The following is a 26,958-nucleotide window of genomic DNA, read 5'->3' on the forward strand; positions in this document are numbered from 1 at the left end:
GCGCCGCGGCGGCCGCCGTGAGGCGGCCGGAACGCGGCGTCCCTCACTTCTTGCGGCCGACCAGGAGGATGTCGTTGGTGGCCAGGAGCTTCGCGGTGACCTCGGCGAAGCCGGCCTCGTCGAACCACTTCTTGGCGTCGTCGACGTGGTACTCGGAACCACCGTGGGTGACCACGAGCATCGTCAGGCTGGTCAGCAGGTTGTTCAGCGGGCTGAGCTCGTCGTCCAGCATGGGGTCGTAGACGAGCAGGAAGCCGCCCGGCTTCAGACCGGCGAACGCGCTCTTGATCAGCTGCTGCCGGCGCTCGGGGGACCAGTCCTCCAGGACGTGTCCGATGATGACGACGTCGGCCGTGGGAACCGGGTCCGCGAAGAAGTCGCCGCCGTGGAAGGCGATCTTGTCCTTGAGGCCGAGTCCGCCGATGTGGTCCTCGTACGCCGGCCGCACGGTCGGCAGGTCGAAGACGGTGCCGGTCAGGTGCGGGTGGGCGTCGATGATGGTGGCGAGCAGATTGCCGCGCGCGCCGCCGACGTCGGTGACGGTCTTGACGGAGCTCCAGTCGAACTCCTTGGCGAGCTCGGGGCCGACGGCCCAGTTGAGCGCGTCCATCATGGCGACGAAGTCGCGCATCTGCTCTTCGCTCTTGTACAGGTGCTTGAACATGTTGTCGTCGCCGTGGCCCTCGATCTGCGACTCACCGGTCTTCAGCGACTCGGTGAAGCCGCCCCACGCCGGGTACAGGACGGCGTTCGAGCGGTCGAGGAAGCGGCCGACGTAGGTGCGCTTGCCCTTGACGAGGTGGGTTTCGGACGCCTCGCTGTTGCCGTACTTGCCGTCCTTGCGCTCCAGGAGCCCGAGGCGGACCAGCGCGTTGAGGAACTCGCGGGAACCCCGGGAGTGCAGGCCCAGCCGCTCGCGGATCTCCCCCTCGGTCGCAGGCCCGGTCTCGCTCAGCTTGGTGAAGAGCTCGAGTTCGGTGGCCGTCAGAAGGACCTTGGCGCTTCCGAAGGCCATACCCAGTCCGACGATGTCTTGGAGGCTCAGCGAACCCTGCTTTTCGGGTGTGCTTGTCATGCGCCAGGTCCTTTCCCGGTGTGACGGAGAGACGTGTCTGCGCCGTGGCCTCCCGCTACGCCGGGACGGCGCGGTGAGAGCCGGGAGCACTATTGGTGCCGCGCCTCGAAGACACCTGGAGACCGGACAGAACCCGCGCACATGGCTGGTCCGGTTTGGGGTCAATGCCGGGTCGACCGATCCTTGAGTGGATCTCCAGCGCACTGCTGTAGCCATGAATCAGCTCCGTGCCCGGGAACGGCCGGGGCTGGACCTGTTGCCGAGCCGGCCGCGGCCGGGAAGACGGAGCATGGCATGGAGTTGGGACTGACCGGCAAGGTCGTGCTGCTCACCGGGGGCAGCGGCGGCATCGGCCGCCCTCTGGCGCGCTCCTTCGGCCGCGAGGGTGCCCGGGTGGCGCTCACCTATCTGCGGCGCGCGGACGCCGCCAAGGAAGTGGCGGCGTCGATCGAGGAGGCCGGCGGCGAGGCCCTGCCGGTCCAGCTTGATCTGACGGACCGTCAATCCATTGACTCGGCGGTCGGCCAGGTGGTCGACACATGGGGCGCGATCGACATTCTGGTGGTCAACGCCTCGGCGACCGGCGGACCGAACCCGAAGCCCGTGGGCTTCGAGGAGATCTCCGCCGACACCTGGCTGCCGCTGCTGCGCTCCGAGATTGAGGGCGCCTTCCACACGGTCCAGTCGGTGCTGCCCACGATGAAGTCCGGCGGTTGGGGCCGCATCGTGTTCATGTCGGCGAGCATCGTGCACCGGGGCCGCAAGGGCGAAGAGGCGTACACCGCGAGCAAGGCGGCCCTGCACGGGCTCAGCCGCACGCTGGCCACCGAGCTCTTCACCGACAACATCTTCAGCAATGTCGTGGCCCCCGGGCCCACGGTCACCGAGGGGCTGCTCGGCAAGCTTCCCGACAGCCTCAAGGAGCGCATCGCGGACGTCACTCCCGAACAGGCCAAGCGCCTGCTCAACGAGGGCATGCCGCACCTGCGGTTCTCCACTGTCGACGACGTCAACAACACCGTGCTGTTCCTGGCCTCCGCGGCCAACGGAAACATCACCGGGAATGTGATCAACGTCGACGGCGGCCACTGATCACCGCGGCGCGAGCCGTTCACGACCGCTCCGTTGGACAGTGCCGCTCGTCCGCACATCCCGTGCCGACGAGAGGCGACAGGAGGTCACGAGTGACGTTCTCCCCGCTCGGCGCGCTGCGCCGGCTCAACCCCTTCCACTGGTCCGCCGGCCTGGTCATCCGCGGCATGGCGGAGCTGCGTATCGCCGATCACCTCGGCGAGAAGCCGCGTACGGCGTCCGAACTGGCCGCGGCGATCGGCGCGCACGAGGAGAGCCTCACCCGCTTTCTGCGGGTGTGCGAGTTGCATGAACTGATCACCCCTGTTGCCCCGGACCGCTGGCAGCTGACCGAAGCGGGTGAACTGCTGCGCTCCGACATCCCGTCGCTGCGGGGCTTCTCCATCGCGGTCAACGCGCCCGGAATGACCCGCCCTTGGGAGCGGATCGCCGACGTGGTGCGTACCGGTCGGCCCGCCACGCAGGCCGTGTGGGGCCTGGACCACTGGGAGTACTACGCCGCCAACCCCGACGAGGCGCGCAGCTATGCCGAGACCTCGGCCTCGCTGTCCCTGGAGGCCGCGGACGCGCTGGTGGCCAGTTACGACTTCACCGGCGCGCGGACGATCGTCGACATCGGCGGCAGCCCGGGCACCGTGCTGGCGCGGCTGCTGAAAGAGGTCCCGGCCGCCCGCGGGGTACTGCTGGACCTCGACTGGGCGGTGCCGTACGCCGACGAGACGCTGACGCGGGCCGGCAGTGCCGACCGGGCCGAGGTGGTCGCCGGTGACTTCCTGCGCGAGGTGCCGGCCGGCGGCTCGCACTATCTGCTCAAGAACGTGCTGTGCGATCTCGACGACACGGGCGCCGCGCGGCTGCTGTCCAACTGTTGCGAGGCGGCGCCGACGGGGAGCCGGCTGCTGCTGCTGGACTGGGAGTACACCTTGCACTCCTCGCACGTCCACGCCAATGACGTGGAGTTCATGGTGCTGACCGGCGGCCGTGCCCGCACTCCGGCCCAGTACGAGGAGCTGCTGACCAAGGCCGGGTTCGGCCCGGTCAGGCGACTTCCCCTGGCCGGCCATGAGCGGGCCCCCATCGTTTTGCTCGAATCCGTCCGCCCCTGAGGCCGGAGGAGAATCAGAGGTGGTATGTGATGACCAGTGATGTGACGGCAAATCAGGTGCCTGCCTGCGAGGGCGCTCCAGTGATAGGTCCGCCGGCCGCCCAGCACGTCGCCGAACTCGGCTGGGGCATGTGGGCGAGCGCCGCAGTCCAGGCCGCGGCCCAACTGGGCCTGGCCGACGCCGTGGACGACAAACCGATCACGGTCGAGGAGCTGGCGACGGCCGTCGGCGCCGACGCGTCGGCGCTCACCAGGCTGATGCGGGCGCTGGTCGGCTTCGGCATCTTCCGTCAGGAGGGACCCGGCAGGTACTCGCACAGCGAGGCCTCGCGCGCGATGCGCTCGGACGCCCCGGCGTCGCTGACCGACATCATGCTGACCGGCGGCAGCTGGGGCTGGGCGATGTGGGGCAAGCTCGCGGAGAGCGTCCGCAGCGGCAAGTGCGCCTTCCAGGAGACGTACGGCAAGGACCTGTTCACCTACTTCCACGAGGACGACAACGCGGCGGGCGAACAGTGCCTGCGCGGGTACGCCGCGCAGTCCCAGGCGATGAACCCGGGGGTCGTCAAGGCTCTTGATCTGAGCGGGGTTACGACCTTCTGCGATGTCGGCGGTGGTCACGGCAGCCTGGTGCGGAGCCTGTTGGAGGGCAATCCGCACGTGAACGCGGTGCTGTACGACCGGCCGCACGCCATCGACGCCGCGCTGCCGGAACTGCGCGAGGGCGGTTCGCTCGGCGACCGCTGCGAGCTGGTGATCGGCGACTGCTTCGAGCGGGTGCCGGCGGCGGACGTCCATCTGATCCGCCAGGTGCTGCACATGTGGGAGGACGACGCCTGCAACACGGTGCTGCGCAACTGCGTCGAGGCCGGGCACTCCGGTGGCCGGGTCGTACTCCTCGAACAGCTGGTCGCGGATCCGCCGGAGACGCCCTGGGACGCCCTGATGGACCTGCACATGCTGCTGGTGATGGGTGGCTGGGAACGTACCGCCGACGAGTACCGCGTCATGTTCGAGCGGGCCGGGATGGAGTTCACCGGGGTCACTCCCACGGGCACGCCGCTGCGACTGATCGAGGGCAGGATCCCGTAGTGAACGGCTTATTCGGGTTCCAGGAGCGCAAAGCGTTGGCCGGTGCACCCCTCGGGGCGCACCGGCCGCCTTGCGCTGGTCATTTCCTCGGCCTGCCGACGGCCCGCAGCTTCGCGGTCTGCTCCTGGGTGATCGGGGCGGCGGCGCGCATGAACTCGACGACGGTCCTCAGCTCGTCGTCACCGAACTTCCCGCTCAGCTCGACGAGTGAGGTCGCAAGGCCTTCGAAGAGCGGGAAAATCTGGGCCTCGAGGTTGGGCAGCGGGGTCACGATGACCCGCCTGCGGTCCTTGGGGTCCTTGTCCCTGCGTACGAAACCGGCCCCTTCCAGCCGGTCGATCACTCCGGTGATCGCGCCGGTGGTGACGCCGTTCTCCTCGGCGAGCCCGCCCGCGCTCATGGGGCCTCGCTGGACGAGGGCGCCCAGGCAGTTCAGATCGAGCACGCTCATGCCGAGCCGGTCCGCCACCGCCTGGTGGAAGAGCACCGAGCGGGACACCAGGTTGCGAAGTTCCCGGTCAACTTCCCGGACGAGCTCCTCACGGCCCTCGCTTGACATGTGTCCCGCCTTCCGTATCATCTAGCTAAGTCATTATCTTAGCGACTAAGACAATCACTCCGAGAGAGTTTTAGCCGCTGACCTACCGGCCCAGTCTAGACCCGGCCGGGTTCCCCACCAGACGCAGTGAAGATCACCGAAAGGTCGCATCATGTCCGAGTCCCCAGCCGTACAGGCAACCGCCGTCGGGGCTGATCCACAGCGCAAGAAGGCGCTCATCGTGGTGCTCTTCGCGGCGTTCATGGATCTCCTCGACTCCACGATCGTCAACATCGCGATCCCGCCGATCCAGCGTGACCTGGGCGCCAGCTACTCGGCCGTCCAGTGGGTCGTCGCCGCATACCTGCTCTCCTTCGCCGTGCTGCTCATCCTGGGCGGCCGCCTCGGTGACATGTTCGGCCGCAAGAAGCTCTTCCTGCTGGGTGTCGCCGCGTTCACGCTGACCTCGGCGCTGTGCGGGATGGCGCAGAGCCCGGAGATGCTGATCACCTCGCGTGCCCTGCAGGGCGCGTCCGCGGCGATGATGGTGCCGCAGGTGCTCTCCATCATCACCGCGACCTTCCCGCCGAAGGAGCGGGGCGCCGCACTGGGCGCGTTCGGCGGCGTCGCTGGGCTCGCCACCGTGGGCGGACCGATCGTCGGAGCCGTGCTGATCAACGCCGACTTCTTCGACCTGGGCTGGCGGGTCATCTTCCTGCTGAACATCCCGGTCGGCATCGCGCTGCTGGCCGCCGCCTCCGCGGTGGTGCGCGACTCCAAGTCCCCGCACCCGATCAAGCTGGACATCGTCGGCACCATCCTGGTCAGCCTCGGTCTGCTGCTGCTGCTGTTCCCGCTGGTGCAGGGCCGTGAAGCCGGCTGGCCGGCGTGGGCGTTCGTCTCACTGGTCGCCTCGGTGCCGGTGCTCGTGATCTTCGCGGTGCACCAGAAGCGGCGGCACGCCTCCAGCGGTTCGGCGCTGATCCTGCCGGGCCTGTTCAAGAGCCGCTCGTTCTCCGCGGGTCTGCTGGCCAACGTCGTCTTCTTCGCCGTGGTCATCGGACACTTCCTGATCTTCATCATCTTCCTGCAGACCGGCCTCGGGTTCTCCACGCTGCGCGCGGGTCTGACCGGTCTGCCGTGGTCCTTCGGCGTCAGCTTCGGCGCCGCGTTCTCGGCCACCGTGCTCACCGCCAAGCTGGGCCGCAAGGTCCTGGTCATCGGTGCGGTCCTGCTCGCCGCCGGCCTGGGCGGCATCTCGGCGACCGTCGAGTGGCGCGGCGACCAGATCGGTTCCTGGTGGCTGCTGCCCACCCTGCTCGTCGGCGGTCTCGGAATGGGCATGATCATCGCCCCGATCCTCGACTTCATCCTCTCCGACGTGCCGCCGGAGCACTCCGGCGCGGGTTCCGGTGTGGTCAACGCCGTCCAGCAGGTGGGTGGAGCCATCGGCATCGCCGTCATCGGCGCGATCTTCCTCGGCTTCCTCGGCGGCGCCGCGGACGGCGCGATCAAGGACGTCACACCTCAGCTGCGGGCCGGTCTTGAGAAGGCCGCGGTGGCGCCGAGCCAGCAGGGCGAGATCACCGCTTCCTTCGCCCAGTGCTTCGCGGACCGCACCTCGGCCGCGGACCCGACCGACACACCCAAGAGCTGCGAGGCCCTCAACTCCGTGCAGAGCGCGGGCGCCCAGGCCGCGATCGGCGACGCCGCGCAGGACGCTCGGCGGATCGCCTTCAGCACCGCGCTGCAGCGCACGATCCTCGCGCAGATCGGCCTTGTCGCCGTCGTCTTCCTGCTGATCTTCCTGCTGCCGCGCAAGGCGCAGCACCACGAGGAGACGTTCGAGGACGAGGACGAGACCGAGGCAGCCGCGGCCGGGCAGGTCCCGGGCCAGACCGCGCCGGCCACTGCGCCCTCACCGCAGAGCACGTCCTGACCAGCACGCCCTGACCAGCCCTGACCAACCCTCACCCCCCGCCGGGGGCCCCGCGGCACCGTCCGCGGGGCCCCCGCCCACCCCCGTCGAGGAGGTCCACCCCAATGTCGGAACAGAACACGGAACAGGTGCAGGTGCTCATCGTCGGCGGCGCTGTCGTCGGCCTTTCCACCGCACTGTTCCTCGCCCGCAAGGGCATTCGCACCCTGCTGGTCGAGCGCCACCCGAACGCCCTGCTGCACCCGCGGGCCCGGGTGATCAACCCCCGTACCGTCGAGGTCTACCGCTCGGCCGGCCTCGAGGACGCGATCTTCGCCGACCGCTCCCTCACCTCCGACCTCAGCGTCAAGCTCATGGTCCGCGCCGAGAACCTCGCGGGCCCGGAGATCTTCTCCGCCCCCATGCAGGACGAGGCCCCGGAGCTCACCTCCGCGGTCACGCCGGTCACCTGGTGCTCCATCGACCAGGACAAGCTGGAGCGCATCGTGGCGGCGCGCGCCACCGACGAGGGCGCCGACATCCGCTGGTCCACCGAGCTGGTGTCCTTCGAGCAGTCCGATGAGCGGGTCACCGCCGTCGTCCGCGACACGGTCACCGGCGAGGAGCGAACCGTCCACGCCGACTACCTGGTGGGTGCGGACGGCGCGGGCAGTCCCGTACGCAACCGGCTCGGCATCGCCGCCGAGGGCCCCGGCACGCTGGTGCACACCGTCAGCGTGGTCTTCAAGGCCGATCTGACCGGGCCGCTGCGCGGCCGCGACCTCGGACTCGGCTACTTCGACCAGCCCGACAACGGCACGCTGTTGATGCCGCTCGACGGTTCCCGCTGGGTCTTCTACACCCCGTACCACCCCGAGAGGGGCGAGCGGCTGGAGGACTTCGACGAGGCCCGCTGCATCGAGGCCATCCGCGCCGCGGTCGGCGTGCCCGATCTCCATGTCGAGGGCCTGGAGGTGCAGATCGAGAAGACCGGCGAGAAGATCCTCGGCTTCGAGATCGCCGCCCAACTGGCCGAGCGTTACCGCGATGGCAGGGTCTTCCTGGTCGGGGACGCCGCCCACTCCATGCCGCCCACCGGGGCGTTCGGCGCCAGCACCGGAATCCAGGACGCGCACAACCTCACCTGGAAACTGGCCGCCGTGCTCGACCGCACAGCGGGTCAGGGGCTGCTCGACACATACGAGGCGGAGCGCAGGCCCGTCGCCCGCTTCACCATCGGCTACGCGCTGGCCGAACTGCAGGGCCGCTCGGCGGCCGACGGCCATGAGGACGGCCAGGAAGTCAGCTACGCCGCGGCCATCCTCGGCTACCGCTACGAGGCAGGCGCTCTGCTGCCCGAGAAGGGCGACGAGCAGGCGCCGCCCGCGATCGACCCGCGGCGTCTCGGCCGTCCGGGGACGCGCGCGCCCCACCTTGCGCTGCGCAAGGACGGCAAGGAGCTGTCCGTACTGGACCTCTTCGGTGAATCGCTGGTGCTGCTCACCGGACCCGAGGCGACCGGGTGGGAGCACGCGGCAGGACCCGCCGCCCAGCGGCTCGGCGTCGACATCGACGTGCACCGGGTGGGCAACGGCATCGCGCCCGCCGACCCGGAGGACTCCTGGACCGCCGCCTACGCCGTCGGCAACGACGGGGCGGTGCTGGTGCGTCCGGACGGATTTGTGGCCTGGCGCAGCGACGGCGCTGCCGCCGAGCCGCAGCAGGAACTCGAACAGGTCCTGGGCCACGTGCTCGACCGGCTCGTGTGAAGCAAGACGTGTGAAGAGAGAGAAGGAGTTGATCCATCATGGCCAAGGACCAGGAACAGCAGTTCAGCGAGGCTCTGGGGTCGGTGACGACCGGGCTGCTGAAGTTCGTCGGAGGGGCGTCGGAACTGACCCTCGCCGCCGAGGAGAAGAACAGCGAGGATCTCTACCGCGGACGCTTCTCCGGGCTGGTCCCCGAAGTGCACGCCGCCGCCGGTGTGGTGACGGTGCGCTACCCGCGCCGCCTGCACCCGTTCTCCATCCGCCGGCACAACGGGCAGCTGACGGTCAATGCGTCGGTGCCCTGGGCGGTCGAGATCGACGGTGGCGCCGGGCGGGTCACGGCCGATCTGTCCTCGCTCGAACTGACCAGGCTCGACCTCGGCGGCGGGGCCAGCCATGTCTCGATCGTCCTGCCCCGGCCCAGCGGTACGGTGCGCATCCGGATCGGGGGCGGGGCCAGCAATGTCACGTTCCGCCGGCCGCAGGACGTGCCCGCCCGGGTCAAGGTCACCGGCGGCGCCTCCCATCTGACCCTGGACAACCAGCACCTGGACGCCGTCGGCGGCGGACTGGAGCTGGCCGTCCCGGAGTTCGAGGCGGCTGAGAACCGGTACGACATCGAGGTCGTCGGGGGCGCCAGCTCCCTGACCGTCGACCGCCCCTAAACACCAGGGACACAGGCGCTCAGGCGGTCCGGGATGCTCCCGGACCGCCTTGCGGTGACCGCCCCTCGACCGGAGTACTGACATGTATGTGACCCTTTCGAGGCTGGATTTCATCCTGGGCCTCGTTCTGTTCCCCGCGTGGCTCGCCGCGGCGTTACTGGTGCGACGCCAGGCGGGCCGCCCCACGGCCGGCCGGGCGCGTCGCACCGCTCGTATCGCTCTCGTGCTGCTCTCCCTCGCCCTGATCGCCACCGTCGCGCGGTTGGTCGGATTCATCCAACTCGCCAATCTGGACTGGGTGTTCGTCGAGGACCGGCGCGCGATCAGCACCCTGGCGCTGCTGCTTCCCGGTGCTCTCGCCACCCTCGTGCTGACCCTGCCCCGGGTGGTGTCCGCCGCGAGAAGGCGGCCGGCCGACCGGGATGCGGCCCCCTCGGACGCGGAGCGCGCGCAGGCGGCTTCCGTACGCACCGTGCTGCCGCCGCAGATCACCGCGGTCGGCGCGCTGGGCGGCTTCTTCGAGAAGTTCCTCCCGCCGCACCGCTCGACGGTGCTGAATCTGGCGGTGGGCCTCGGGGTGCTGGTGCTGGCCGGTGTGCTGCTCTCGGTCCGCGCCCGCGGCCGGGTCCGCCGGCTCTCCCAGGGTGGCGCGCCCGTGCGGCGTTCGGCCGGGCGCACCTGGGGTGTGCGGCTGGGCACCACGGTCGTGGCGCTCGGCGCCGCGTTCGGCCTGGTCACCTTCGGTATCAACGACAGCAGGCTGCCGGGCACCTTCTCGATGATGCAGGGCGAGCCCGACTACGGCGGCGGCCCGGCGGGCGCCCACAGTCATATGGCGGGCGGGCCCCATCTGCACGGCGGAACCGGCAGCACCACGGCCGTCAGCGTCGACTCGCTCAAGGGCCCGCGCGAGGGCAAGCCGGACCGCGTCTTCAACCTCACCGCGCAGGAGAAGCAGGTCAAGCTCGCCTCGGGCAGGACCTTCACCGCATGGACGTACAACGGGCAGATACCGGGCCCTGAACTTCGGGTGAAACAGGGCGAGTTGGTGGAGATCAAACTCACCAACCGGCTGTCGGGGAAGACCCCGGTCACCATCCACTGGCACGGGCTGGACATCCCCAACGGCGAGGACGGAGTCGCGGGCGCCACCCAGGACGCGGTGCAGCCCGGCCAGTCGTACACCTACCGGTTCCGCGTCGAGGAGTCGGGCACCCGCTGGTACCACTCCCATCAGCAGGCATCCGAGCAGGTCAAGCGGGGTCTTTTCGGCCCGCTGGTGATCGAGCCGGCCAAGCAGGCCCGTTCCGTCAACAAGGCGGTCAAGGACGTGACGGTCGTCGCGCACGACTGGGAGACCCCCGGCGGCAGCTACCCCGCGTTCGGCAACTCCGACGTGCTGGAGCGGCGCACGGCCAAGGCGGGCGAGAAGGTAAGGCTGCGGCTGGTCAACAGCAGCAATCTGACCAAGACCTTCGCGCTGACCGGCGTGCCGTTCAAGGTCACCGCACTGGACGGCACCGACATCAACAAGCCCGGCGAGATCAAGGACGAGCAGCTGGTGGTGGGCGGCGCCCAGCGGATGGACGTGGAGTTCACCATGCCGAGCTCGCCGGTCCGGCTGACGGACGCGGCGGCGAAGGGCGCGGGGATCATCTACTCCCCCGACGGCAAGGGCGACATCGAACCGAAGCTGGACGGGCCCGAGTTCGACCTCACGAAGTACGGCGAGGCGACCGGCACGCCTTTCGACGCGGACAGCAAGAGCGAGCGCAGCTTCAAGCTGACCTTCGACGACTGGCTGGGCTTCTACAACGGGAAGTTCGGCCTGCGCCAGACCATCAACGGGAAGGTGTTCCCGGACGCGCCGATGCTGATGGTCAAGGAGGGTGACCTCGTCCGCACGAAGTTCATCAACCGCGGAGAGGAGGACCACCCGATCCATCTGCACGGCCACCACATGCTGGTGCTGAGCAAGGACGGCAAGAAGACGACCGGCAGCCCCGTCTGGCTGGACACCATCAACGTCCGGCCCGGCGACCAGTGGGAGGTCGCTTTCAAGGCCGACAACCCCGGCATCTGGATGGACCACTGCCACAACTTCGTCCACACCGGTCTCGGCATGGTGATGCATCTGGCCTACGAGGGCGTCACCACGCCGTACGCGGTCGGCGGCAAGGCGCACAACCGGCCCGAATGACGTGACGCACGAGGAAGGCCCGGCCCCGAAAGGGCCGGGCCTTTTGTGCAGCTGCGTTCAGCGGCGCTCGTCGAGGAACGACGTGTTGTGCTTGCCGTCGCGGAAGACCGGGTCCGCCAGCACGTCCCGCAGCAGCGGGATCGTGGTGTGCACCCCAGGACCCACGACCCGGAACTCCGCGAGCGCCCGGTCCATCCGGTCCAGCGCCTGGCCGCGCTCCGGCGCCCAGGTGATCACCTTGGCGAGCAGCGAGTCGTACTGCGACGGCACCCGCCAGCCGGCGTAGCCATGGGTGTCGACCCGTACGAACGGACCGCCGGGCGGGACGAACTCGTCCAGCGTGCCCGGGCAGGGCGCGAAGTTGCGGGCCGGGTCCTCCGCGTTGACGCGGCACTCGACTGCCGTGCCCCGCGGGACCAGGTCCTCCTGCCTGAAGGCCAGCGCCTCCCCCGCCGCGACATGGATCTGTTCGCGTACGAGATCGACACCGAACACGGCCTCGGTCACCGGGTGTTCCACCTGGATGCGGCAGTTCATCTCCATGAAGGAGAAGCCCTCGTCGTGGACAAGGAACTCGAAGGTGCCCGCGCCGGTGTAGCCGACGGCGCGGGCGCCGCGCACCGCCGCCTTGGCCATGGCCTCGGAGAGGCCCGGGTGCAGCCCGGGCGCCGGGCTCTCCTCGATGAGCTTCTGGTGCCGGCGCTGTACGGAGCAGTCGCGCTCGCCGAGGTGCAGCACCTTGCCGTGGCCGTCCGCCAGCACCTGGACCTCGATATGGCGGGCGCTGTCGCAGAAGCGCTCCAGATACACCCGGTTGTCGCCGAAGACGGCCTGCGCGGTCGCGCGGGTCTGCCGGTAGGCGGGCAGCAGGTCGCAGGACTGGCGTACGACGGTCATGCCGCGGCCACCGCCGCCCGCCGCGGCCTTGATGATCAGCGGGAAGCCGATGCGGCCCGCGAGGTCGGTGGCTTCGGCCGCGCTGTCGACCGTGCCCGGGCTGCCGGGCAGGACCGGCAGCCCGGCATCCGTCATCAGCGCACGCGCCACCGCCTTGTCGCCGAGCCGGGACAGGACTTCGGGCCGCGGGCCGATGAAGACCAGGCCGTTGTCGGCGCAGATCTCGGCGAAGTCCGGGTCCTCGGAGAGGAAACCGTAGCCGGGGTGCACCGCGTCGGCGCCGGTGCGCAGCGCGGCCTCGATCACCGCGGGGGCTGACAGATAGCTCTTGCGGGGCATGCCAGGGCCGATCTGCACGGCGGCGTCCGCCGCGCGCACATGGGCGCTGTCCTTGTCGGCGGTGGAGTGGACCGCCACCGTGCGGATGCCCATCTCGCGGCATGTCCTGATGACCCGCAGGGCGATCTCGCCCCGGTTGGCCACCAAGACCGTGTCGAGGGCCACGGTCAGTCCTCCTTGTCGGTGCCGGTGAAGGCCTCGGGGTCGAGGAGGACCAGGGGCTGTCCGTACTCGACGGGCTCCCCGTCCTGGACCAGCACCTCGACGATCCGCCCGGGCCGGGTGGCCTCCAGCGGGTTCATCAGCTTCATCGCCTCGATGATGCCGAGCTGCTGGCCGGCCTCGACATGGTCGCCGACCTGGACGAACGGCGGGGATCCCGGTGACGGCGCCGCGTAGAACGTGCCGACCAGCGGCGCGCATTCGCGGAAGCCGTCGAGTGCCTCCTCGTCCTCCTCGCGGGGCGGGGCCGCGGTGGCGCGCGGGCCGGGGGGCGTTTCGCCCTCCTCCCACTCGACCTCCACGCTCGCCGCGCCCAGCGCCACCCGTACCCGGCGCGGGTGGCTCGGCCCGACCCGTACGACCTCCGCGATGCTGCGGCAGATGTCGGTGAGGGCCAGTCCACTGGTGTCGTAGTCCAGTCCGGCGAGCGGGCCGCCGGACCCGCTGCGCACGCTGTCCTTGGTGACTTCGTTCATCGGTCTCTCTCCGTAGAACCTGCCGTTGCGGTTGCACCTGTTGACGTCTGCAGATGCGCGCCGTCCGCCAGCCCGAAGGCGCGGAAGCGGGCGCGCCGCGCGGCGCTGGAGGTGGTCGTGCCGCGCAGATCGCGCAGCGCCACGACGACCGCCCGGCGTACCGCGTCACTCATCACCGTGGTGTCGGTGTGGCCGCCGCCCTCGGGCTCCGGTATCACGCCGTCGACCACGCCGAGGCGCAGCAACGAAGCGGCGTCCAGGGCGAGTTCGTCGGCGGCCACCGCGGCCTCGGCGGCGTTCTTCCAGAGAATCGCGGCGCAGCCCTCCGGGCTGATCACCGAGTAGGTCGCATTGGCGCAGACCAGCACGCGGTCGGCGACGCCGAGCGCCAACGCGCCCCCGCTGCCGCCCTCGCCCGTCACCACGGCCACCACGGGGATGGTCAGCGAACCCATCAACCGCAGATTCTCCGCGATGGCGTTGGACTGGCCGCTCTCCTCGGCCGTGAGCCCCGGATAGGCGCCGGGGGTGTCGATGAGGGTGATCACCGGCATGCCGAGTTTGGCCGCGAGCCGCATCAGCCGGGCGGCCTTGCGGTATCCGGCGGGCGAGGGCATACCGAAGTTGCGGCTGACGAGTTCGGCGGTGGTGTGGCCCTTCTGGTGTCCGATCACCATGACCGGGAGCCCGTCGAGCCGGCCGATTCCGCCGACGATGGCCGCGCACTCCTCGCCTGCGCGGTCGCCGTGCAGTTCGACGAAGCCGTCCAGCCAGTAGCCGATGTGCTCGAGGGCGGTGGGCCGGCCGGCCTCGCGGGCGAGCTGCACGCACTCCCAGGCGGGCAGTTGGTCGAGCAGCTGGCTGTCGCGGACCACCGGGTCCTCCTCGCCGGCGCCCCAGCTCGGTCCCGGGACCTCCGTGGCCGCAAGGAGCCGGCTGAGCCGGGCGCGCAGTTCGGTGCGCTGCCAGACGTCGTCCACCAGGCCGTGTTCCAGGAGGAATTCGGCGGTCTGGAAGCCGGGCGGCAGCTTCTGCCGGATGGTCTGTTCGATCACCCGCGGCCCGGCGAAGCCCATCCGCGCACCGGGCTCGGCGACCACCACGTCGGAGAGCGTCGCGAAGGAGGCGGCGACTCCGCCGTAGGTGGGGTCGGTGACCAGGGTAATGGTGAGCAGGCCCGCCTCGTCGAGTTCGGCGAGCGCGTTGCTGGTCTTGGCCATCTGCATCAGCGACAGCGCCCCTTCCTGCATCCGCGCGCCGCCGGAGGCGGTGACGATGAGCAGGGGCGTACGGTCCTTCAGTGCGGTCTCGGCGGCGGTGGTGATCGCCTCGCCGGCGGCGACGCCGAGGCTGCCGCCGAAGAACCGGAAGTCCATGACGGCGGCCACGAGCGGCCGCCCGTCGATACGGCCGCGCACCACGAGCACCGAGTCCTGCTGGCCGGTCTTGCGGCGGGCCTGGTCGAGACGTTCTCCGTACGGCCGCTGGTCCACGAAGTCCAGCGGGTTGATGAGGGTTTCGGGCACCCGGACGGGCTGTGCCGTGCCCCCGTCGAAGAGCTGCCGGATCCGGCTGGGGGCATCCAGCCGGGCGTGCGCACCGCATTCGGGGCAGACCTGCAGCAGGCGTATATAGCGTTTTCCGTAGACCAGGGAGCGGCACTGGGAACAGGTCACCCAGGCCGCCGGCTCGTTCTCCGCGGCAGCCCTGGCCGGTCGTGCGGTGGTGGTCATCGGAGCTTGCCCTTCAGTAGGACGCATCGACCTCGTAGATGCCGAACGGCACGGCGAGCCGGGTGTCGCGGTACGGGCGCAGGGGCGCGGTGTCCTCGCGGTGCCCGGCGCCCTCCTCCCAGCGCTGGAATGCGGCCAGATCGGCCCAGCGGCTCACGACGATCAGCGCGGTGGGGTCGGCCGGGGAGCGCAGCAGCTCGTTGCCGAGCATCCCCGGGACCTCCGCCAGTCGCTTGCTGACCAGGTGGTACGCCTCGCGCACCGCCTGGAGCTGCTCCTCGTCGTGGGCCGCCTGGTAGACCAGCACCCTGACTTCACCGGGCATCGGCGGACGCCTTGCCTTCGATGTGCGTGACGACGTTCATGGTGTGGAACTCGCCGCCGCGGCGGTAGGGGTGGAGCTTCGCGCGGTGTTCCAGATGCGCCGGGCTCTCCTCGAACGCGCGGAACCGCGGCTCGTCCACCCAGTCGCTGATGATGTAGTAACTGCTCTGTGCGTCGGTGGCCTTGGAGAGCCACTGGCCCAGGTTGGCGGGGTGTCCGGTCACCGCGTCGGTGCCCGCGAGCCACTCCCGCTCGAACTCCTCCTCCAGGCCCGGCTCGATGTCCATGCGCAGCAGTACGCGGAAGACGGTGGCGGCCATCAGGAGATTCCTCCGTCCACGCTGATCGTCGCGCCGGTGACATAGCGGGCCAGGTCGCTGGTGAGCCAGAGGATCGCGCCCGCGACCTCGTCCGGCGTGCCGAGCCGGCCCAGCGCGGTCTTCGCGCTGTACCGCTCGATCATCAGCTTCTGCTGGTCCTCGGGCAGCGCGTACAGGTTCTCGGTCTCGACGACGCCGAGCGCGACGATGTTGAAGCGAATGCCGCGACCGCCGAACTCCTTGGCCAGGGACCGGTTCAGACCGGCGAGCGCCGCCTTCGTGGCGGTGTAGTGGGAGCGCAGGGGTATGCCCGCGTCGACGGCCTTCGAGCCGATGCTGATCACCGAGGAGCCCGCGCCGAGCAGGGGCAGTGCGGTCTGGATGACGAGGTGCGAACCGGTGAGGTTGGTGTCGACGATGCGCCGCCACTCCTCCAGCGACAGATCCTCGTACGGAATGTGGCTGATGGCGCCCGCGTTGTTGACCACGAGGTCGAGGTGTCCGTAGTGGGTACGGGCGTGCTCGATCAGGGCCGTGACATCCGCGGGGTCGGCGACGTCGGCCCGCACCACATGGTGCGCTCCGCCGGTCTCCTTGAGTTCGTTCTCCAGCGACGTCACGGCTTCGCTCTCCTGCCGGTAGCAGGTGAGCACATCGACGCCGGCCTGTGCCAGAGCCCGTACGATGCCCCGGCCCACCCCTCGGGTGCCGCCGGTGACCAGGGCCTTCTTGCCCCTGAGGCCGAGATCCATGATTTTCCTCCGTAAGCGTCGAATGGCGTCAGAGCAGCAGGGCGAGCGCGGAGCAGTTGACGAAGAGGGCGATCACGGTGATCACACTGCGCCGCTGATTCCAGGCGCCCCAGTTCCAGCGCGGGTCATTGGCCTCGAAGTCGTCCGGCAGATTGTCCGGATCGAGGGTCTGCACCCACTTGTTGACGGGGACGTTCTTGGTGAGCGAGATCGTGACCGTGACCGCCGCGAGCACGGCCCCGACGATGAACAGGACCCGGACCGCGGCATCGGGGGCGAGCACTGCCAGTACGGCGTCGCCGATCAGCGTGCCGAGCAGACACAGCGGCATCGCCGGGTCGTAGCGGGTGGCGAAGAAGGCGTGGGCGTGCACATAGCGGTCGGCCGGGAGCGCCGCGAGCAGCGGCCAGCCGCCCAGCTGTGTGCCGAACAGCACTCCGGCCGCCAGGCCGTTGAGCAGCACGACGACGGGGACCAGGAAGGCGAGCACCTGCGTCCTCCTAGCCCGCCGCCTCGGCCCGGCTTGCGGCCGCGGCCTCGACCTTCTGCTTGATGAGGTTCATCTGGACGGCGGTGTTGCGGTTGAGGTACTCCGTCATCCCCTCGTCGCTCGCCGGGGCCTCGGGCTTCATATGGAAGTCCTGCACCCAGCGCATGCGTACGCCGGCCTTCTCCTGGGTGTACTCCCAGTAGATGCGCATGAATTCGAACGGCCCGGTCTCGACGCGGTGCGCGTGCACGGTCCTGGCCTCGGCGTCGGGGATGCGGCGGGAGACCCAGCTCCACACATTGCCGTCCTCGTCCGGGTGCATGGTGAGGCGGAAGGTGACCTCGCCCTCCTTCTCCTCAAGCACCTCCGCGGAGGCGTACTCACTGAACAGCTGCGGCCAGCCCTTCAGGTCGTTCGTGATGTCCCAGACCAGCTCCATGGGCGCGTCGATCACAATGCTGTTGTCGGTGTGGCCCGCCATGGCGGCCTCCTCCCGGTAGTCGGTGTGGCGTGTGTCGGTCGGCCGGTGTGTCAGTCCGCCCGCCCGAGGACCAGCGCGGCGTTGAAGCCGCCGTGGCCGCGGGCGACGACGAGCGCGGTGTGCAGCTCCTGGCGGCGCGGTTCGCCGAGCACCAGGTCGATCTCGATACCGGGCGCCGGGGCAGTGGGCCCCACGGTGTGCGGGACGATCCGGTCGCGCAGGGCGAGCAGTGCGGTGGCGACGTCGAGTGCGGCTCCGCCGCCGTACAGCCGCCCGGTCAGCGTCTTGGGCGCGGTCACCGGGACGCCGCGCGGGCCGAAGACCGCGGCGAGCGCCTCGGCCTCGGCGAGGTCCTCGGTGGGGACGCCGAACGCGTCGGCGAAGACGACGTCCACGTCGCCGGGTTCGAGCTCCGCGTCCGCGAGTGCGGCGGTGATCGTACGGCGCAGCGACGGCGGGCGCTCCGAGCCGGGCGGAGGGTTGAAGCCGGCCGCGTAGCCGAGCACCCGGCCGTAGATCTGCTGCGCACCGCGGGCGTCGGCGGCCTCCGCGCTCTCGACGAGCAGCATCGCGCCGCCCTCGCCGGGCAGATAGCCCGATGCCTCGGAGTCGAACGGCAGATAGGCGCGGGCCGGGTCCTGCACGGTGGACAGCCGGCCCGTCGAGAGCTGGGCGGTCAGTCCGTACGGGCACAGCGACGCGTCGGTCCCGCCGGTCACCACGAGCCGCGAGCCGCCCCGGATCAGCCGCCGGGCCTGACCGATGGCGTCCAGACCGCCGGCCTGTTCGCTGCAGATCACTCCGCAGGGGCCGCGCAGCCCGTGCCGGATGGAGACCTGGCCGGTCGTCGCCGCGTAGAACCAGGCGATCGACTGGTAGGCGCCGACCCAGTCCGGGGCGTGCTGGTAGAGGTTCTCCATCTCGTGCTGGCCGAACTCGGTGCCGCCCGACGAGCTCGCAGTCACCACGGCCAGTTCGTACTCGGGGAGTTCGGCCGGGTGCACATCGGCGTCGTTGATCGCCGCCTCGGCCGCGGCGAGACCCAGATGGGTCCAGCGGTCGGTCTGCTGGATCAGCCGGCTGGGCACCTGCTCCTTGGTGACGAAGCTGGGCACCTCGCCCGCGAGCCGTACCGGGTAGGCCGACGGGTCGAAGCGGCTGATCCGTCCGATGGCCGGCTTCCCGGCGAGTACGGCGGCCCAGTGGGCCTCGGCGGAGAGCCCGGTCGGCGCGACGACACCGAGGCCGGTGACGACCGGTGCCTGTGCAGCGGTGGTACTCACCGTCTAGCTCCTCCCGTTTCGGACCACACCCGGGCGGGCCAGCAGCATCGCGCTCTGGAAGCCGCCGAAGCCGCTGCCGACGCTGAGCACCACGTCCATCCGGTGCTCGCGAGCGGTCACCGGCACATAGTCCAGATCGCACTCAGGGTCGGAGGTGTGCAGATTGGCGGTGGGCGGCACCACCTGGCGCTCGAGCGCCAGGGCGCAGGCAGCGACCTCGATGGAGCCGATGGCGCCCAGTGAGTGGCCCACCATCGACTTGATCGAGCTGACCGGGACGTCGTAGGCGTGCTCGCCCAGCGAGCGCTTGAAGGCGGCGGTCTCGTGCCGGTCGTTCTGCTTGGTGCCGGAGCCGTGGGCGTTGATGTAGTCCACGGCGGTGGGGGCGAGCCTGGCCTGGTCGAGCGCCACCTGGATCGCCTCGGCCATCTCCCGGCCGTTCGCCTTCAGGCCCGTCATATGGAAGGCGTTGCTGCGGCTGGCGAAGCCGACGAGCTCGCCGTAGATCCGGGCGCCGCGCCGCTCGGCGGCCTCCTTCTCCTCCAGGACCAGCACGGCCGAGCCCTCGGCGAGGACGAATCCGTCCCGGTTCTGGTCGAACGGCCGCGAGGCGTGCTCGGGGTCGTCGTTGCTGGGCGAGGTGGCCTTGATGGCATCGAAACAGGCCGAGGTGATCGGTGAGAGCGGGGCGTCGGTGGCGCCCGCGAGCACCACGTCGGCGGAGCCCTCCTCGATCAGCTGCGCGCCGTGGCCGATGGAGTCGAGACCGGAGGTGCAGCCGGTGGAGATCAGCGCGACGGGCCCCTCGGCGCCCACCTCCCACGCCACTTCCACCGCGAGGGTGCTGGGCACCATGTACCCGTACAGATGGGGCACGCCGTAGGTGTGGTCCACCAGCCAGTGCTGGCCGGCGTCGCTGAGCAGGACGTACTCCTCCTCAAGCCCGGTGGTGCAGCCGACGGCGCTGCCGATGCTGACGCCGATCCGCTCGGGCGGCGTGTTCGCGAAGTCGTAGCCGCTGTCCTCGACCGCCTCGCGCGCGCTGAACACCGCGAACTGCGCGGCCCGGTCCATCCGTCGCACCTGGCGCGGGGACAGGCCGGCCTCGACCGGGTCGAAGTCGGCCTCGGCGGCCACCTGGGACCTGAAGGACGAGGCGTCGAAGAGCGATATGCGGCGGGTCGCGGTGCGGCCGGCGGACAGCAGGTCCCAGAAGGCCTCCCGGCCCACCCCGCCGGGCGCCACCACCCCGATGCCGGTGATGACGGCCTTGCGGCTCACGCGGCACCGCCCACCTGCGGATTGGGCTCCTGCGGCCGCTGGACCTCCTCGATGTCCACGTGTCCCAGTTCGGGACGCGGGGCCAGCGGGGAGAGATGGAAGGCCGCGTGAGCGGTCTCCTTACCCGTGTTGACAAGTCGATGGCGTACTCCGATGGGCACCAGCAGCGAGTCGCCCGGGCCGAGGCTGACCGGCGTACCGTCCAGCGTCATCTCCAGCTCGCCGGTGACGACGTGCAGGAACTCCTCGGAGTACGGGTGGTAGTGCGTGGTGATGAAGTCGCCCGGTTCCAGGCTCAGCACTCCGCCGAAACCGGAGGTGCACCCCACGGTCTTGGGGCTGAGCGTCGTCCGGATATCGCCGCCGCGCCGAGTGTTGTGCTCGACTTCATCGGCGTGAACCCGGACGGTCCGCGTGATCTCGGTGGTCACTGCCCGCCTCCTCAACAGCCTCTTCTTCAGCGCCAGCACGTTCTCAGCCGTACCTAGAAGGCGGCTCGAACACGCGTTGACGGAAAAACCACCCGATGAGCGGCTTGGAATCGGCCGGGAGAGTGGTGTACCGGCGCTCAAGTACATGGCGAGTGGGATGCGGCGTATTGGCGAGGCAAGACTTCGCCCATCTGAAGGAGCTGGCATGCCGTTCGCCGCGATCACGTATGACATCAAGGCCGGTTACGAGAAGGAGATCACCGAGATCTTCGGCAATTTCCGCCGGGTGGGCTCCCCCGTCGTCAAGGGCGCCGGGGGCGGCGAGACGGCGCGCATTCTCGCCACCGCCGTCTTCATCCGCGACGACACCATGGTCCGCGTCATCGAGTACGAGGGCGACCTCGACGCCATCGCGCGGCACATGGCCACCCAGCCCGGCGTCAAGGAGGTCGAGGAGAAGCTCGCCCCTTATCTGACCCGGCCCCGGGACACCGGCACGGTCGAGGGCTTCGTGGCCACCTTCAAGCGGTCCCTGCTCACCTGTATGGCGCAGATGTCCGTACGCGACGCGGCGGCGGCACCGTCAGCGAACTGAGGGAGAATTCGTGCTCAACCGCAGACAGTTACTGAGAAGAGGCGCGGCAGTGGGGCTGCTGGTCGCCGCACCCGCCGGACTGATCGTCGCTGGACGGCCCTCCAGGGCCGAGGCGGCCACCGCCCCGTTCACCGTCCCGCTGGCGGTGCCGAAGCCGCTGCGGCCGACCCGGCTGCCCGGCCACGATCTGTACCGGCTTCAGACGCGGGAAGGGGATGCGACGATCCTGCCCGGCACCCGCACGCGGATCCGCGGTTTCAACGGCGTGCTCGCGCCGCTGATCGTGGCCCACCGGGACCGTCCCGTCCTGGTCGAGCTGAGCAATGAGCTGGCCGACCCGTTCGCGCTGCATCTGCACGGCGGACATGTGCCGGTACGCTCCGACGGCCACCCCAAGGACCAGATCCAGCCGGGCGGCCGGCGCAGCTACTACTACCCCAACACCCAGCGGGCCTCGACGCTGTGGATGCACGACCACACCCACCGCGCGCACGCGGAGAACATCTACCGCGGTCTGTCGGCGACCTATCTGCTCACCGACCGCTTCGAGGAGGCACTGCCGCTCCCGAAGGGGCAGTACGACGTGGTGCTGCAGCTGCGCGACGCGAAGTTCGAAGACAACGGCGCGTTCGTCTACGACATGCACAAGCCGGAGGACCGGCCGACCATCCTCGTCAACGGGCGCCCCAAGCCGTACTTCGAGGTGGCGGCCCGCAAGTACCGGCTGCGTCTGGTGAACACCGCCAATGAGCGGGGCTTCTTCCTCCGCCTCAACGACGGCACCCAGGGCGGCGCGGAGCTGGTGCAGATCGCGACGGACGGCGGCCTGCTGCCGGCCCCGGCGCCCACCGGTGCGCTGGCCCTGTGGCCGGGCGAGCGGAACGAGATCGTCGTCGACTTCTCCCGCTACCCGGTCGGCACCAAGCTGGTCCTGGAGAACCTGGCCGCCTTCGAGGGGGAGACCCCGGAGGTGATGCGGTTCGACGTGGTGCGCCCGGCAGCCGACGCGAGCTCCGTGCCGGCCACGCTGCGCCCGGTGCCGGACCTGGGAACGGCGCAGGTGCGGCGGGAGTTCCACGTCGCCTTCGACCCGGCGAGCGGCCAGCACCTCATCAACGGCAAGCCGTTCGACATCAACCGGATCGACATCCGTCCCCGGCTGGACGTCACCGAGGTGTGGACGGTCCGCAACTCCGACACCCTCGGTATTCCGCACTCGCTCCACCCGCATCTGGAGCAGTTCCGGGTTCTCAGCCGCGACGGGCGGCCTCCGGCGCCGGGCGAGGCCGGGCTGAAGGACACCATCACGGTGATGGCGGGCCAGTCCGCGGAGATCATGCTCCGGTTCACTGACTACACCGGCCCGTACATGTACCACTGCCACATGCTGGGCCATCAGATGATGGGCATGATGGGCCAGATGGAGATCGTGAAGTAAGGAGGAAGGCCCGGTACGGAAGCCCCCTGTGGGGGCTTCCGTACCGGGCCTTCTTGTGGTGTCAGAGGGCGGTGACCGCCGCTGCGTTGAGCGCCAGGGCGAGGACCGCGAGCAGGGTACGAAGGAGGTGCCAGCGCCGCCACAGCGGGCGCGGGTCCTCCCAGTCGGCGGGCAGCTCGTCCGGGTTCTCCACGGACTTGACCCGCCGGTTGATCGGCACATTGCACAGATGGGACACGGCGGAAACACCCAGCAGCAGCACCGCGGCGGCGGCGAACAGCGCCTGGGCCGCGCCGTCGTCGGCGGTCAGGGCGAGGACCGCGGCGAGCAGCGTGGAGGTGAGGACGACGACCGGCATGGTCGGGTCCCAGTTGCGGCCCAGCAGTTTGTGCGCGTACACATAAGTGCCCGTTTCCATCGCGAAGAGCGCGGGAAGCACGCTCAGCGCCACGGCAAAGAGCACCCCCGCGGTGACCCCGCTGCCGAGGAGAACAGCTATCCCCAGCACCTCGGTCATGGCGCTCAGGCCCCGGCCGGGTGGGAGTCGACGGTGAGCTGGGCGATGGAGCGCATCGTGGCATTGCGGAAGTACGCCGCGAAGGCCGTCGGCGAACTGGTGTCCCGCTCCTCGGCCAGATACGGCTGAAGCTTCTCCTCCAGGATGTGCACGCCCTGCTGCGTGGCCATATGACGGCCGACGGCCGCGAAGTCGCCCTCGTAGTGGATGACGCGGACCATCACGTCGTCCTTGATGAAGACCCCGGTGCCCAGCAGACGCCCGGCGGCCGAGCCGTCCGCACCCTTGAAGTCGGGGGTGTCGACGCGGGTGAACTTGGCGAATATCTCGGCGATCTCGTCCTCGTGGCCGGGCTTGACCCGGTAGGTGATCGCTGCGTACGGCATCAGATTCCTCCATCGACGGTGATCGTGGCACCGGAGACATAGCGGGAGGCGTCCCCCGCCAGGAAGAGCACCGTCCCGGCCACGTCCTCGGGCCGGCCGAGCCGGCCCAGGGCGGTCATCGCGGCGATCCGCTCCCGCAGATGCGGCGGCAGATCTCCGCCGGTCTCGCTCTCGGTGACGCCCGGGGCCACGGTGTTGACCCGGATACCGCGCGGCCCGAGCTCCTTGCACAGCGCCCGTCCGAAGCCGACGAGGGCCGCCTTGGAGGCCGAGTAGTGGGCGCTGAACGGCCGGCCGCGCAGGGCGACCGAGGCGCCGATGTTGATGACGGACGCGCCCTCGGAGAGCAGGTCGAGCACGGCCTGGGTGACCAGATACGCCGAGGTGACGTTGTGGTCGAACAGCCGCTGCCACTCCGCCGCTTCGAGATCGCCGAACTTCGCGTGCCCGTCTATGCCGACGTTGTTCACCAGCACATCGAGCCCGCCGAGCTGCTCCTCGCAGGCCTCGGCGAGCTTCCTGGCACCGTCAGCGGTGGTGACGTCCGCCCGCACGGTCAGATGGCCGACGCCCAGCTCGCCCAGCTCCCGCGCGAGCGACTGGGCGGCCTCGCCGTCCTTGCTGTGGCCCGCCACCACCTGTGCCCCGGCACGGGCGAAGGCCAGAGCCGACGCCCGTCCGATGCCGCGGGTGCCGCCGGTGATGAGCACGCGCTTGCCGGCCAGACCCGAGGTGAGGGCATCTTCCGTGCTCATGCCGCCTCGGGGAGGTTGGCATTGATCATCTTGAGCAGGAGGCGCGGGGTCTCGGCCTCCACCACGGCGTCGTCGGAGAGCTCCACGCCGCGCTCGCGCTTGATGACTCCGGTCACCTGGAGCAGCGCGAGGGAGTCGTAGCCGAGCTCCATGAACGGGACGTCCAGCACTGCGTCGCTGTCGAGGTCGATGCCCTCGGACTCACCGGCGCATTCGCGAAGCTTGTCGGCGAGCTCCGGCAGGGTGAATTCGCTCACTGGATTCGCCCTCCTTCCTTGGTCCAGATGTAGAAGGACTGCGCCATCGCGTCCTTGGGCTCCTGCCAGTTCGGGTCGTACGGCGAAACGCACTCGGCGAGCCGGGTGTTGATGTCGTCGTAGAGCGGGTGGCTGCGAGCCTGGTACAGCCGCGGGCTGATGTCCTCGTCCGCCTCGACCAGATGGAAATAGAGATCGTGGAAGGTGAACAGCGACCGCCTCGTCACACCGATCATGTGGGGCAGCTCGCTCGAGTCCGACTCCTCGAAGATCTTGGCGATGTCGCCGGCCTTGCCCGGCTCCATCCGAGCCACTATGAGCGTCCGGTGTGCCACCGTCGGCCTCCTTCGTGGAATGTGCTGAGAAGCCCTGCGGTTGGCGGGCTCGTCCCAACCGTGACAGGCAGCGCTGGAGCTCTGCTCGATCCACCGTCCAACTTGACCTGCCGGTCGAGGAATTCATCGAGGTCGACGATGCGCAGGCGGTCCACGCCCGGGCTGCGCCACGCCACGTCGTCGCGGATCGGCCGCGTGCGGTCGTGGAAGTAGACGGCTTCCAGTCCACCGCCGGGGGTGGTGGCGAGGAGCGGATTGGCGACCAGGAAGTCACGTACCCCCTCGGTGTCCCGCGCAACACGCAACCGCATCCGCAGATGGCGTACGGGGACGGGGGCGAGCACGACTTCGGCGCCGAGCCGCATTTTCTGCTGGACGATGCCGCGGCTGAGGAAGGGGGCGCCGCCGCCGAGGTCCACTGTCGGGACGCCGTGCTGTGCGGCCCATTCGAAGACGAAGAACTGCAGCGCGGTCAGGGCGCCGGCCAGCCGGAGGCTGTGGTCGCCGTCGAGGATGCCGACGAGCCGGTAGGTCAGGGTCCGGCGGCGTTCGTCCCAGCGGCAGAGGGTCCCGGCGATCCGCTCGCCCTGCGGCCCGCCCGCCCGGATGAAGAACAAGTGCCCCTGTTTGAACAGGCACTCGCGGGCCACGGTCAGCGGCTCGCTCACCGCATCCGCGCCGTGCCGCGCACGGACCGTGGGAACGTGCATCCTGCGGTGGAAGAACTCCACGTCCTCGGCCGCCTCGGAGTGCTCCCACGTCCACTGCTCCTTGCGGCGGTTGCGGTTGAAGCGCTGCCGCTCGCGTCGGCATCTGCCGCCCAGAGTCGTCTCGAGGTCTTCGCGTATCCGTACGATCTGATGGACCCTGGGCGGCAGTTGCAGCGTGCGGGCCGAGGGCAGCGCGGCGAGTCTGCGGGCCGAGGCGGCGACGAGTTCGAGATCGGCGCCGGTGGCCGCGTCGGAGTCCGGGTGACGCGCCACCTGGGCAAGCATTCCCTTGCCGATCTCGTACGGCCCTGTGTATGCGAGGCGCGGCCCGGCTGCGGTGTGCATGGGACGGCCCGGGAACGCGGCCCGCAGCTCTCCGTCGACCAGGAGGCGCAGCCGGGCGACGTACGGCCGCGGGCTGTGCCGCCAGCCGTAGTCGGCGCGGGCGCGGAGCGTGCGGATCATGAAGTGCTCCCGTCCGGTGCGGTCAGGACGAGGGAGGAATTGTTTCCGGCGAAGCCGAAGCTGTTGACGAGGACGCTGCGGGGCGCGCCGTTCAACTGCTCGGCGGCCGTGAGCAGTCGCACGGACCGGCCGGTGGTCTCGGCAGTACCGAGACCGGGCGTGCCGGGGGCACTGCCGGTGCGCAGACAACCGAGGGCGGCGGCGATGCCGGGGGCGGACGATGCGTGCATGAGGTGGCCGATGCCGCCCTTGTGGCCGCTGACGGGGACGGCGTCCCAGCCGCGCTCGGCCCCCACGGCATCCAGCGCGGCGAGCTCGACGGTGTCGCCCTGGACGGTGCCGGTGGCGTGGGCGTGGATGTAGCCGACGCTGTCGAGCCCGGCGTCGTCGAGTGCGGTGCGGATGCAGTCGGCGATGGCTTCCTCGTCCGAGGCGGCCGGGCTGCGGCCGTTCACACGTGCGGCGGCGCCGGCGAGCACGGCGAGGGGCCGCGCTCCACGCCCCCGGGCCGCGTCCGCGGTCTCCAGCACGAGCGCCCCCGCGCCCTCACCGAGGCTGGTGCCGTCCCGCGCCGTGTCGAAGGGCCGTGCGCCGGTGGGACTGAGGGCGCCGGTGATGGCCATGCCGGCGTATTCGTAGGCGTTGAGCACGGAGGTGCCGACGACGAGGGCGGTGGTGCCGCGGCCTGATCGGAGCCAGGTGCGGGCGTAGTCGAGGGCGAAGGAGAGGGAGGCGCAGGCCTGGGAGAGATAGACGGTCTCTGAGCCGGGGCCGATGCCGGGGAGGTCGTCGGCACGCGGCCCGGAGAGTTCATGGCTCCCCCAGCGGGGGGCGGTGCCCGGGTCGGCATGGGGGGTCTGTCCCACGAGCACGACGAGGGGGTGGGGGGCGGGGCCGGGTGTGGCGGTTTGTTCCCCAGTCCCGCCCCTTCCCGAACTGGGGGCAAGCCCCCAGACCCCCTTGCGCGCTTCGCGCGTGTCCTCAATCGCCGGACGGGCTTGGATTTCCGCCGGTCCG

The 26,958-nt window shown here is 70.0% G+C and carries 29 protein-coding genes; 9 read left to right on the forward strand and 20 right to left on the reverse strand.

What is annotated here, in order from left to right; genetic code table 11:
- Positions 1 to 43 precede the first annotated feature (43 nt).
- A complete protein-coding gene (locus ACI2LP_RS00100; RefSeq protein ID WP_404722246.1) occupies positions 44 to 1,075 on the reverse strand; it encodes a methyltransferase in 1,032 nt (343 codons plus the stop codon).
- A 294-nt stretch (positions 1,076 to 1,369) separates the two neighbouring features.
- Between ACI2LP_RS00100 and ACI2LP_RS00105 the strand changes: the two genes are divergently transcribed.
- From ACI2LP_RS00105 to ACI2LP_RS00115, 3 genes are all read left to right on the forward strand, one after another.
- Positions 1,370 to 2,167, forward strand: a complete 798-nt coding sequence (locus ACI2LP_RS00105; RefSeq protein WP_404722247.1) for an SDR family NAD(P)-dependent oxidoreductase — start codon at positions 1,370 to 1,372, stop codon at positions 2,165 to 2,167.
- A 92-nt stretch (positions 2,168 to 2,259) separates the two neighbouring features.
- The gene (locus tag ACI2LP_RS00110; protein WP_404722248.1) at positions 2,260 to 3,273 is read left to right on the forward strand and encodes a methyltransferase; all 1,014 of its coding nucleotides are present in this window, start codon (positions 2,260 to 2,262) and stop codon (positions 3,271 to 3,273) included.
- Positions 3,274 to 3,302: 29 nt separating this feature from the next.
- A complete protein-coding gene (locus ACI2LP_RS00115; RefSeq protein WP_404722249.1) occupies positions 3,303 to 4,364 on the forward strand; it encodes a methyltransferase in 1,062 nt (353 codons plus the stop codon).
- A 79-nt stretch (positions 4,365 to 4,443) separates the two neighbouring features.
- Here ACI2LP_RS00115 and ACI2LP_RS00120 read toward each other — a convergent pair whose 3' ends face one another.
- Positions 4,444 to 4,923: a MarR family winged helix-turn-helix transcriptional regulator gene (locus ACI2LP_RS00120; protein WP_404722250.1), complete on the reverse strand. Its 480-nt coding sequence runs from the start codon at positions 4,921 to 4,923 to the stop codon at positions 4,444 to 4,446.
- Between the two features lie 151 nt (positions 4,924 to 5,074).
- Between ACI2LP_RS00120 and ACI2LP_RS00125 the strand changes: the two genes are divergently transcribed.
- The 4 genes from ACI2LP_RS00125 (at position 5,075) to ACI2LP_RS00140 (ending at position 11,454) form a co-directional block, all read left to right on the forward strand.
- Positions 5,075 to 6,841 carry an MFS transporter gene (locus tag ACI2LP_RS00125; RefSeq protein ID WP_404722251.1) on the forward strand — a complete coding sequence of 589 codons (1,767 nt, stop codon included), beginning with the start codon at positions 5,075 to 5,077 and terminating at the stop codon, positions 6,839 to 6,841.
- Between the two features lie 104 nt (positions 6,842 to 6,945).
- A complete protein-coding gene (locus tag ACI2LP_RS00130) occupies positions 6,946 to 8,589 on the forward strand; it encodes an FAD-dependent monooxygenase (protein WP_404722252.1) in 1,644 nt (547 codons plus the stop codon).
- Between the two features lie 38 nt (positions 8,590 to 8,627).
- The gene (locus ACI2LP_RS00135) at positions 8,628 to 9,254 is read left to right on the forward strand and encodes a hypothetical protein (protein WP_404722253.1); all 627 of its coding nucleotides are present in this window, start codon (positions 8,628 to 8,630) and stop codon (positions 9,252 to 9,254) included.
- A gap of 88 nt (positions 9,255 to 9,342) precedes the next feature.
- Positions 9,343 to 11,454: a multicopper oxidase family protein gene (locus ACI2LP_RS00140; protein WP_404722254.1), complete on the forward strand. Its 2,112-nt coding sequence runs from the start codon at positions 9,343 to 9,345 to the stop codon at positions 11,452 to 11,454.
- 57 nt (positions 11,455 to 11,511) lie between these two features.
- Here the strand turns inward: ACI2LP_RS00140 and ACI2LP_RS00145 are convergent, their stop codons facing one another.
- Genes ACI2LP_RS00145 through ACI2LP_RS00195 form a run of 11 tightly spaced genes read right to left on the reverse strand, consistent with a single transcriptional unit; the run spans position 11,512 to position 20,483 of the window.
- A complete protein-coding gene (locus tag ACI2LP_RS00145) occupies positions 11,512 to 12,855 on the reverse strand; it encodes an acetyl/propionyl/methylcrotonyl-CoA carboxylase subunit alpha (protein ID WP_404722255.1) in 1,344 nt (447 codons plus the stop codon).
- A gap of 2 nt (positions 12,856 to 12,857) precedes the next feature.
- On the reverse strand, positions 12,858 to 13,388 hold the full coding sequence (locus ACI2LP_RS00150; protein ID WP_404722256.1) for an acetyl-CoA carboxylase biotin carboxyl carrier protein: 531 nt from the start codon (positions 13,386 to 13,388) through the stop codon (positions 12,858 to 12,860).
- Complete coding sequence (gene accD / locus ACI2LP_RS00155) at positions 13,385 to 15,121, reverse strand: acetyl-CoA carboxylase, carboxyltransferase subunit beta (RefSeq protein ID WP_404722257.1); 1,737 nt, start codon at positions 15,119 to 15,121, stop codon at positions 13,385 to 13,387. Before accD ends, ACI2LP_RS00150 begins: the two co-directional genes overlap by 4 nt.
- Positions 15,122 to 15,134: 13 nt before the next feature.
- Entirely contained in the window at positions 15,135 to 15,446 is a 312-nt protein-coding gene (locus ACI2LP_RS00160) for an antibiotic biosynthesis monooxygenase family protein (RefSeq protein ID WP_404722258.1), read from the reverse strand.
- Entirely contained in the window at positions 15,436 to 15,765 is a 330-nt protein-coding gene (locus tag ACI2LP_RS00165) for an antibiotic biosynthesis monooxygenase family protein (RefSeq protein WP_404722259.1), read from the reverse strand. Before ACI2LP_RS00165 ends, ACI2LP_RS00160 begins: the two co-directional genes overlap by 11 nt.
- Positions 15,765 to 16,517 (reverse strand): SDR family NAD(P)-dependent oxidoreductase, encoded by a 753-nt coding sequence (locus ACI2LP_RS00170; protein WP_404722260.1) that lies wholly within the window; start codon positions 16,515 to 16,517, stop codon positions 15,765 to 15,767. Before ACI2LP_RS00170 ends, ACI2LP_RS00165 begins: the two co-directional genes overlap by 1 nt.
- Before the next feature lie 28 nt (positions 16,518 to 16,545).
- Positions 16,546 to 17,007, reverse strand: coding sequence for an anthrone oxygenase family protein (locus ACI2LP_RS00175; RefSeq protein ID WP_404722261.1), 462 nt, complete (start codon positions 17,005 to 17,007; stop codon positions 16,546 to 16,548).
- A 10-nt stretch (positions 17,008 to 17,017) separates the two neighbouring features.
- A complete protein-coding gene (locus ACI2LP_RS00180; RefSeq protein WP_404722262.1) occupies positions 17,018 to 17,488 on the reverse strand; it encodes an SRPBCC family protein in 471 nt (156 codons plus the stop codon).
- 50 nt (positions 17,489 to 17,538) lie between these two features.
- On the reverse strand, positions 17,539 to 18,771 hold the full coding sequence (locus ACI2LP_RS00185; protein WP_404722263.1) for a ketosynthase chain-length factor: 1,233 nt from the start codon (positions 18,769 to 18,771) through the stop codon (positions 17,539 to 17,541).
- 3 nt (positions 18,772 to 18,774) lie between these two features.
- Entirely contained in the window at positions 18,775 to 20,052 is a 1,278-nt protein-coding gene (locus ACI2LP_RS00190) for a beta-ketoacyl-[acyl-carrier-protein] synthase family protein (protein WP_404722264.1), read from the reverse strand.
- On the reverse strand, positions 20,049 to 20,483 hold the full coding sequence (locus tag ACI2LP_RS00195) for a cupin domain-containing protein (RefSeq protein WP_360881380.1): 435 nt from the start codon (positions 20,481 to 20,483) through the stop codon (positions 20,049 to 20,051). The genes ACI2LP_RS00190 and ACI2LP_RS00195 overlap by 4 nt, the downstream gene beginning before the upstream one ends.
- A gap of 205 nt (positions 20,484 to 20,688) precedes the next feature.
- On the opposite strand from ACI2LP_RS00195, the gene ACI2LP_RS00200 reads away from it, so the two are divergent.
- Together ACI2LP_RS00200 and ACI2LP_RS00205 are read left to right on the forward strand one after the other, a co-directional pair.
- Positions 20,689 to 21,078 carry a SchA/CurD-like domain-containing protein gene (locus ACI2LP_RS00200; protein WP_404722265.1) on the forward strand — a complete coding sequence of 130 codons (390 nt, stop codon included), beginning with the start codon at positions 20,689 to 20,691 and terminating at the stop codon, positions 21,076 to 21,078.
- Positions 21,079 to 21,088: 10 nt separating this feature from the next.
- Positions 21,089 to 22,516, forward strand: coding sequence for a multicopper oxidase family protein (locus tag ACI2LP_RS00205; protein WP_404722266.1), 1,428 nt, complete (start codon positions 21,089 to 21,091; stop codon positions 22,514 to 22,516).
- A 61-nt stretch (positions 22,517 to 22,577) separates the two neighbouring features.
- On the opposite strand, the gene ACI2LP_RS00210 is transcribed toward ACI2LP_RS00205, so the two are convergent.
- The 7 genes from ACI2LP_RS00210 to ACI2LP_RS00240 are packed head-to-tail and all read right to left on the reverse strand — an operon-like array spanning position 22,578 to position 26,807.
- Positions 22,578 to 23,033, reverse strand: a complete 456-nt coding sequence (locus ACI2LP_RS00210; RefSeq protein ID WP_360881374.1) for an anthrone oxygenase family protein — start codon at positions 23,031 to 23,033, stop codon at positions 22,578 to 22,580.
- 5 nt (positions 23,034 to 23,038) lie between these two features.
- Positions 23,039 to 23,419 carry a SchA/CurD-like domain-containing protein gene (locus ACI2LP_RS00215; protein ID WP_404722267.1) on the reverse strand — a complete coding sequence of 127 codons (381 nt, stop codon included), beginning with the start codon at positions 23,417 to 23,419 and terminating at the stop codon, positions 23,039 to 23,041.
- Positions 23,419 to 24,174 (reverse strand): SDR family NAD(P)-dependent oxidoreductase, encoded by a 756-nt coding sequence (locus ACI2LP_RS00220; RefSeq protein WP_404722268.1) that lies wholly within the window; start codon positions 24,172 to 24,174, stop codon positions 23,419 to 23,421. Before ACI2LP_RS00220 ends, ACI2LP_RS00215 begins: the two co-directional genes overlap by 1 nt.
- Entirely contained in the window at positions 24,171 to 24,431 is a 261-nt protein-coding gene (locus ACI2LP_RS00225) for an acyl carrier protein (protein ID WP_404722269.1), read from the reverse strand. The genes ACI2LP_RS00220 and ACI2LP_RS00225 overlap by 4 nt, the downstream gene beginning before the upstream one ends.
- The gene (locus ACI2LP_RS00230; protein WP_360881366.1) at positions 24,428 to 24,766 is read right to left on the reverse strand and encodes a TcmI family type II polyketide cyclase; all 339 of its coding nucleotides are present in this window, start codon (positions 24,764 to 24,766) and stop codon (positions 24,428 to 24,430) included. Before ACI2LP_RS00230 ends, ACI2LP_RS00225 begins: the two co-directional genes overlap by 4 nt.
- Positions 24,745 to 25,941 (reverse strand): hypothetical protein, encoded by a 1,197-nt coding sequence (locus ACI2LP_RS00235; protein ID WP_404722270.1) that lies wholly within the window; start codon positions 25,939 to 25,941, stop codon positions 24,745 to 24,747. Before ACI2LP_RS00235 ends, ACI2LP_RS00230 begins: the two co-directional genes overlap by 22 nt.
- Positions 25,938 to 26,807, reverse strand: coding sequence for a beta-ketoacyl synthase N-terminal-like domain-containing protein (locus tag ACI2LP_RS00240; protein ID WP_404722271.1), 870 nt, complete (start codon positions 26,805 to 26,807; stop codon positions 25,938 to 25,940). Before ACI2LP_RS00240 ends, ACI2LP_RS00235 begins: the two co-directional genes overlap by 4 nt.
- Between the last annotated feature and the right edge of the window lie 151 nt (positions 26,808 to 26,958).

This window comes from Streptomyces sp. NPDC019890, assembly GCF_044903445.1.
Taxonomy (GTDB): Bacteria; Actinomycetota; Actinomycetes; order Streptomycetales; family Streptomycetaceae; genus Streptomyces.

Bases quoted from the DNA above. Each gene is read 5' to 3' on its own strand.
- ACI2LP_RS00100 (WP_404722246.1), bottom strand. From the start codon at position 1,075: ATGACAAGCACACCCGAAAAGCAGGGTTCGCTGAGCCTCCAAGACATC.
- ACI2LP_RS00105 (WP_404722247.1), top strand. From the start codon at position 1,370: ATGGAGTTGGGACTGACCGGCAAGGTCGTGCTGCTCACCGGGGGCAGC.
- ACI2LP_RS00115 (WP_404722249.1), top strand. From the start codon at position 3,303: ATGACCAGTGATGTGACGGCAAATCAGGTGCCTGCCTGCGAGGGCGCT.
- ACI2LP_RS00120 (WP_404722250.1), bottom strand. From the start codon at position 4,923: ATGTCAAGCGAGGGCCGTGAGGAGCTCGTCCGGGAAGTTGACCGGGAA.
- ACI2LP_RS00125 (WP_404722251.1), top strand. From the start codon at position 5,075: ATGTCCGAGTCCCCAGCCGTACAGGCAACCGCCGTCGGGGCTGATCCA.
- ACI2LP_RS00130 (WP_404722252.1), top strand. From the start codon at position 6,946: ATGTCGGAACAGAACACGGAACAGGTGCAGGTGCTCATCGTCGGCGGC.
- ACI2LP_RS00135 (WP_404722253.1), top strand. From the start codon at position 8,628: ATGGCCAAGGACCAGGAACAGCAGTTCAGCGAGGCTCTGGGGTCGGTG.
- ACI2LP_RS00150 (WP_404722256.1), bottom strand. From the start codon at position 13,388: ATGAACGAAGTCACCAAGGACAGCGTGCGCAGCGGGTCCGGCGGCCCG.
- accD (WP_404722257.1), bottom strand. From the start codon at position 15,121: ATGACCACCACCGCACGACCGGCCAGGGCTGCCGCGGAGAACGAGCCG.
- ACI2LP_RS00160 (WP_404722258.1), bottom strand. From the start codon at position 15,446: ATGCCCGGTGAAGTCAGGGTGCTGGTCTACCAGGCGGCCCACGACGAG.
- ACI2LP_RS00165 (WP_404722259.1), bottom strand. From the start codon at position 15,765: ATGGCCGCCACCGTCTTCCGCGTACTGCTGCGCATGGACATCGAGCCG.
- ACI2LP_RS00170 (WP_404722260.1), bottom strand. From the start codon at position 16,517: ATGGATCTCGGCCTCAGGGGCAAGAAGGCCCTGGTCACCGGCGGCACC.
- ACI2LP_RS00180 (WP_404722262.1), bottom strand. From the start codon at position 17,488: ATGGCGGGCCACACCGACAACAGCATTGTGATCGACGCGCCCATGGAG.
- ACI2LP_RS00200 (WP_404722265.1), top strand. From the start codon at position 20,689: ATGCCGTTCGCCGCGATCACGTATGACATCAAGGCCGGTTACGAGAAG.
- ACI2LP_RS00210 (WP_360881374.1), bottom strand. From the start codon at position 23,033: ATGACCGAGGTGCTGGGGATAGCTGTTCTCCTCGGCAGCGGGGTCACC.
- ACI2LP_RS00215 (WP_404722267.1), bottom strand. From the start codon at position 23,419: ATGCCGTACGCAGCGATCACCTACCGGGTCAAGCCCGGCCACGAGGAC.
- ACI2LP_RS00220 (WP_404722268.1), bottom strand. From the start codon at position 24,174: ATGAGCACGGAAGATGCCCTCACCTCGGGTCTGGCCGGCAAGCGCGTG.
- ACI2LP_RS00235 (WP_404722270.1), bottom strand. From the start codon at position 25,941: ATGATCCGCACGCTCCGCGCCCGCGCCGACTACGGCTGGCGGCACAGC.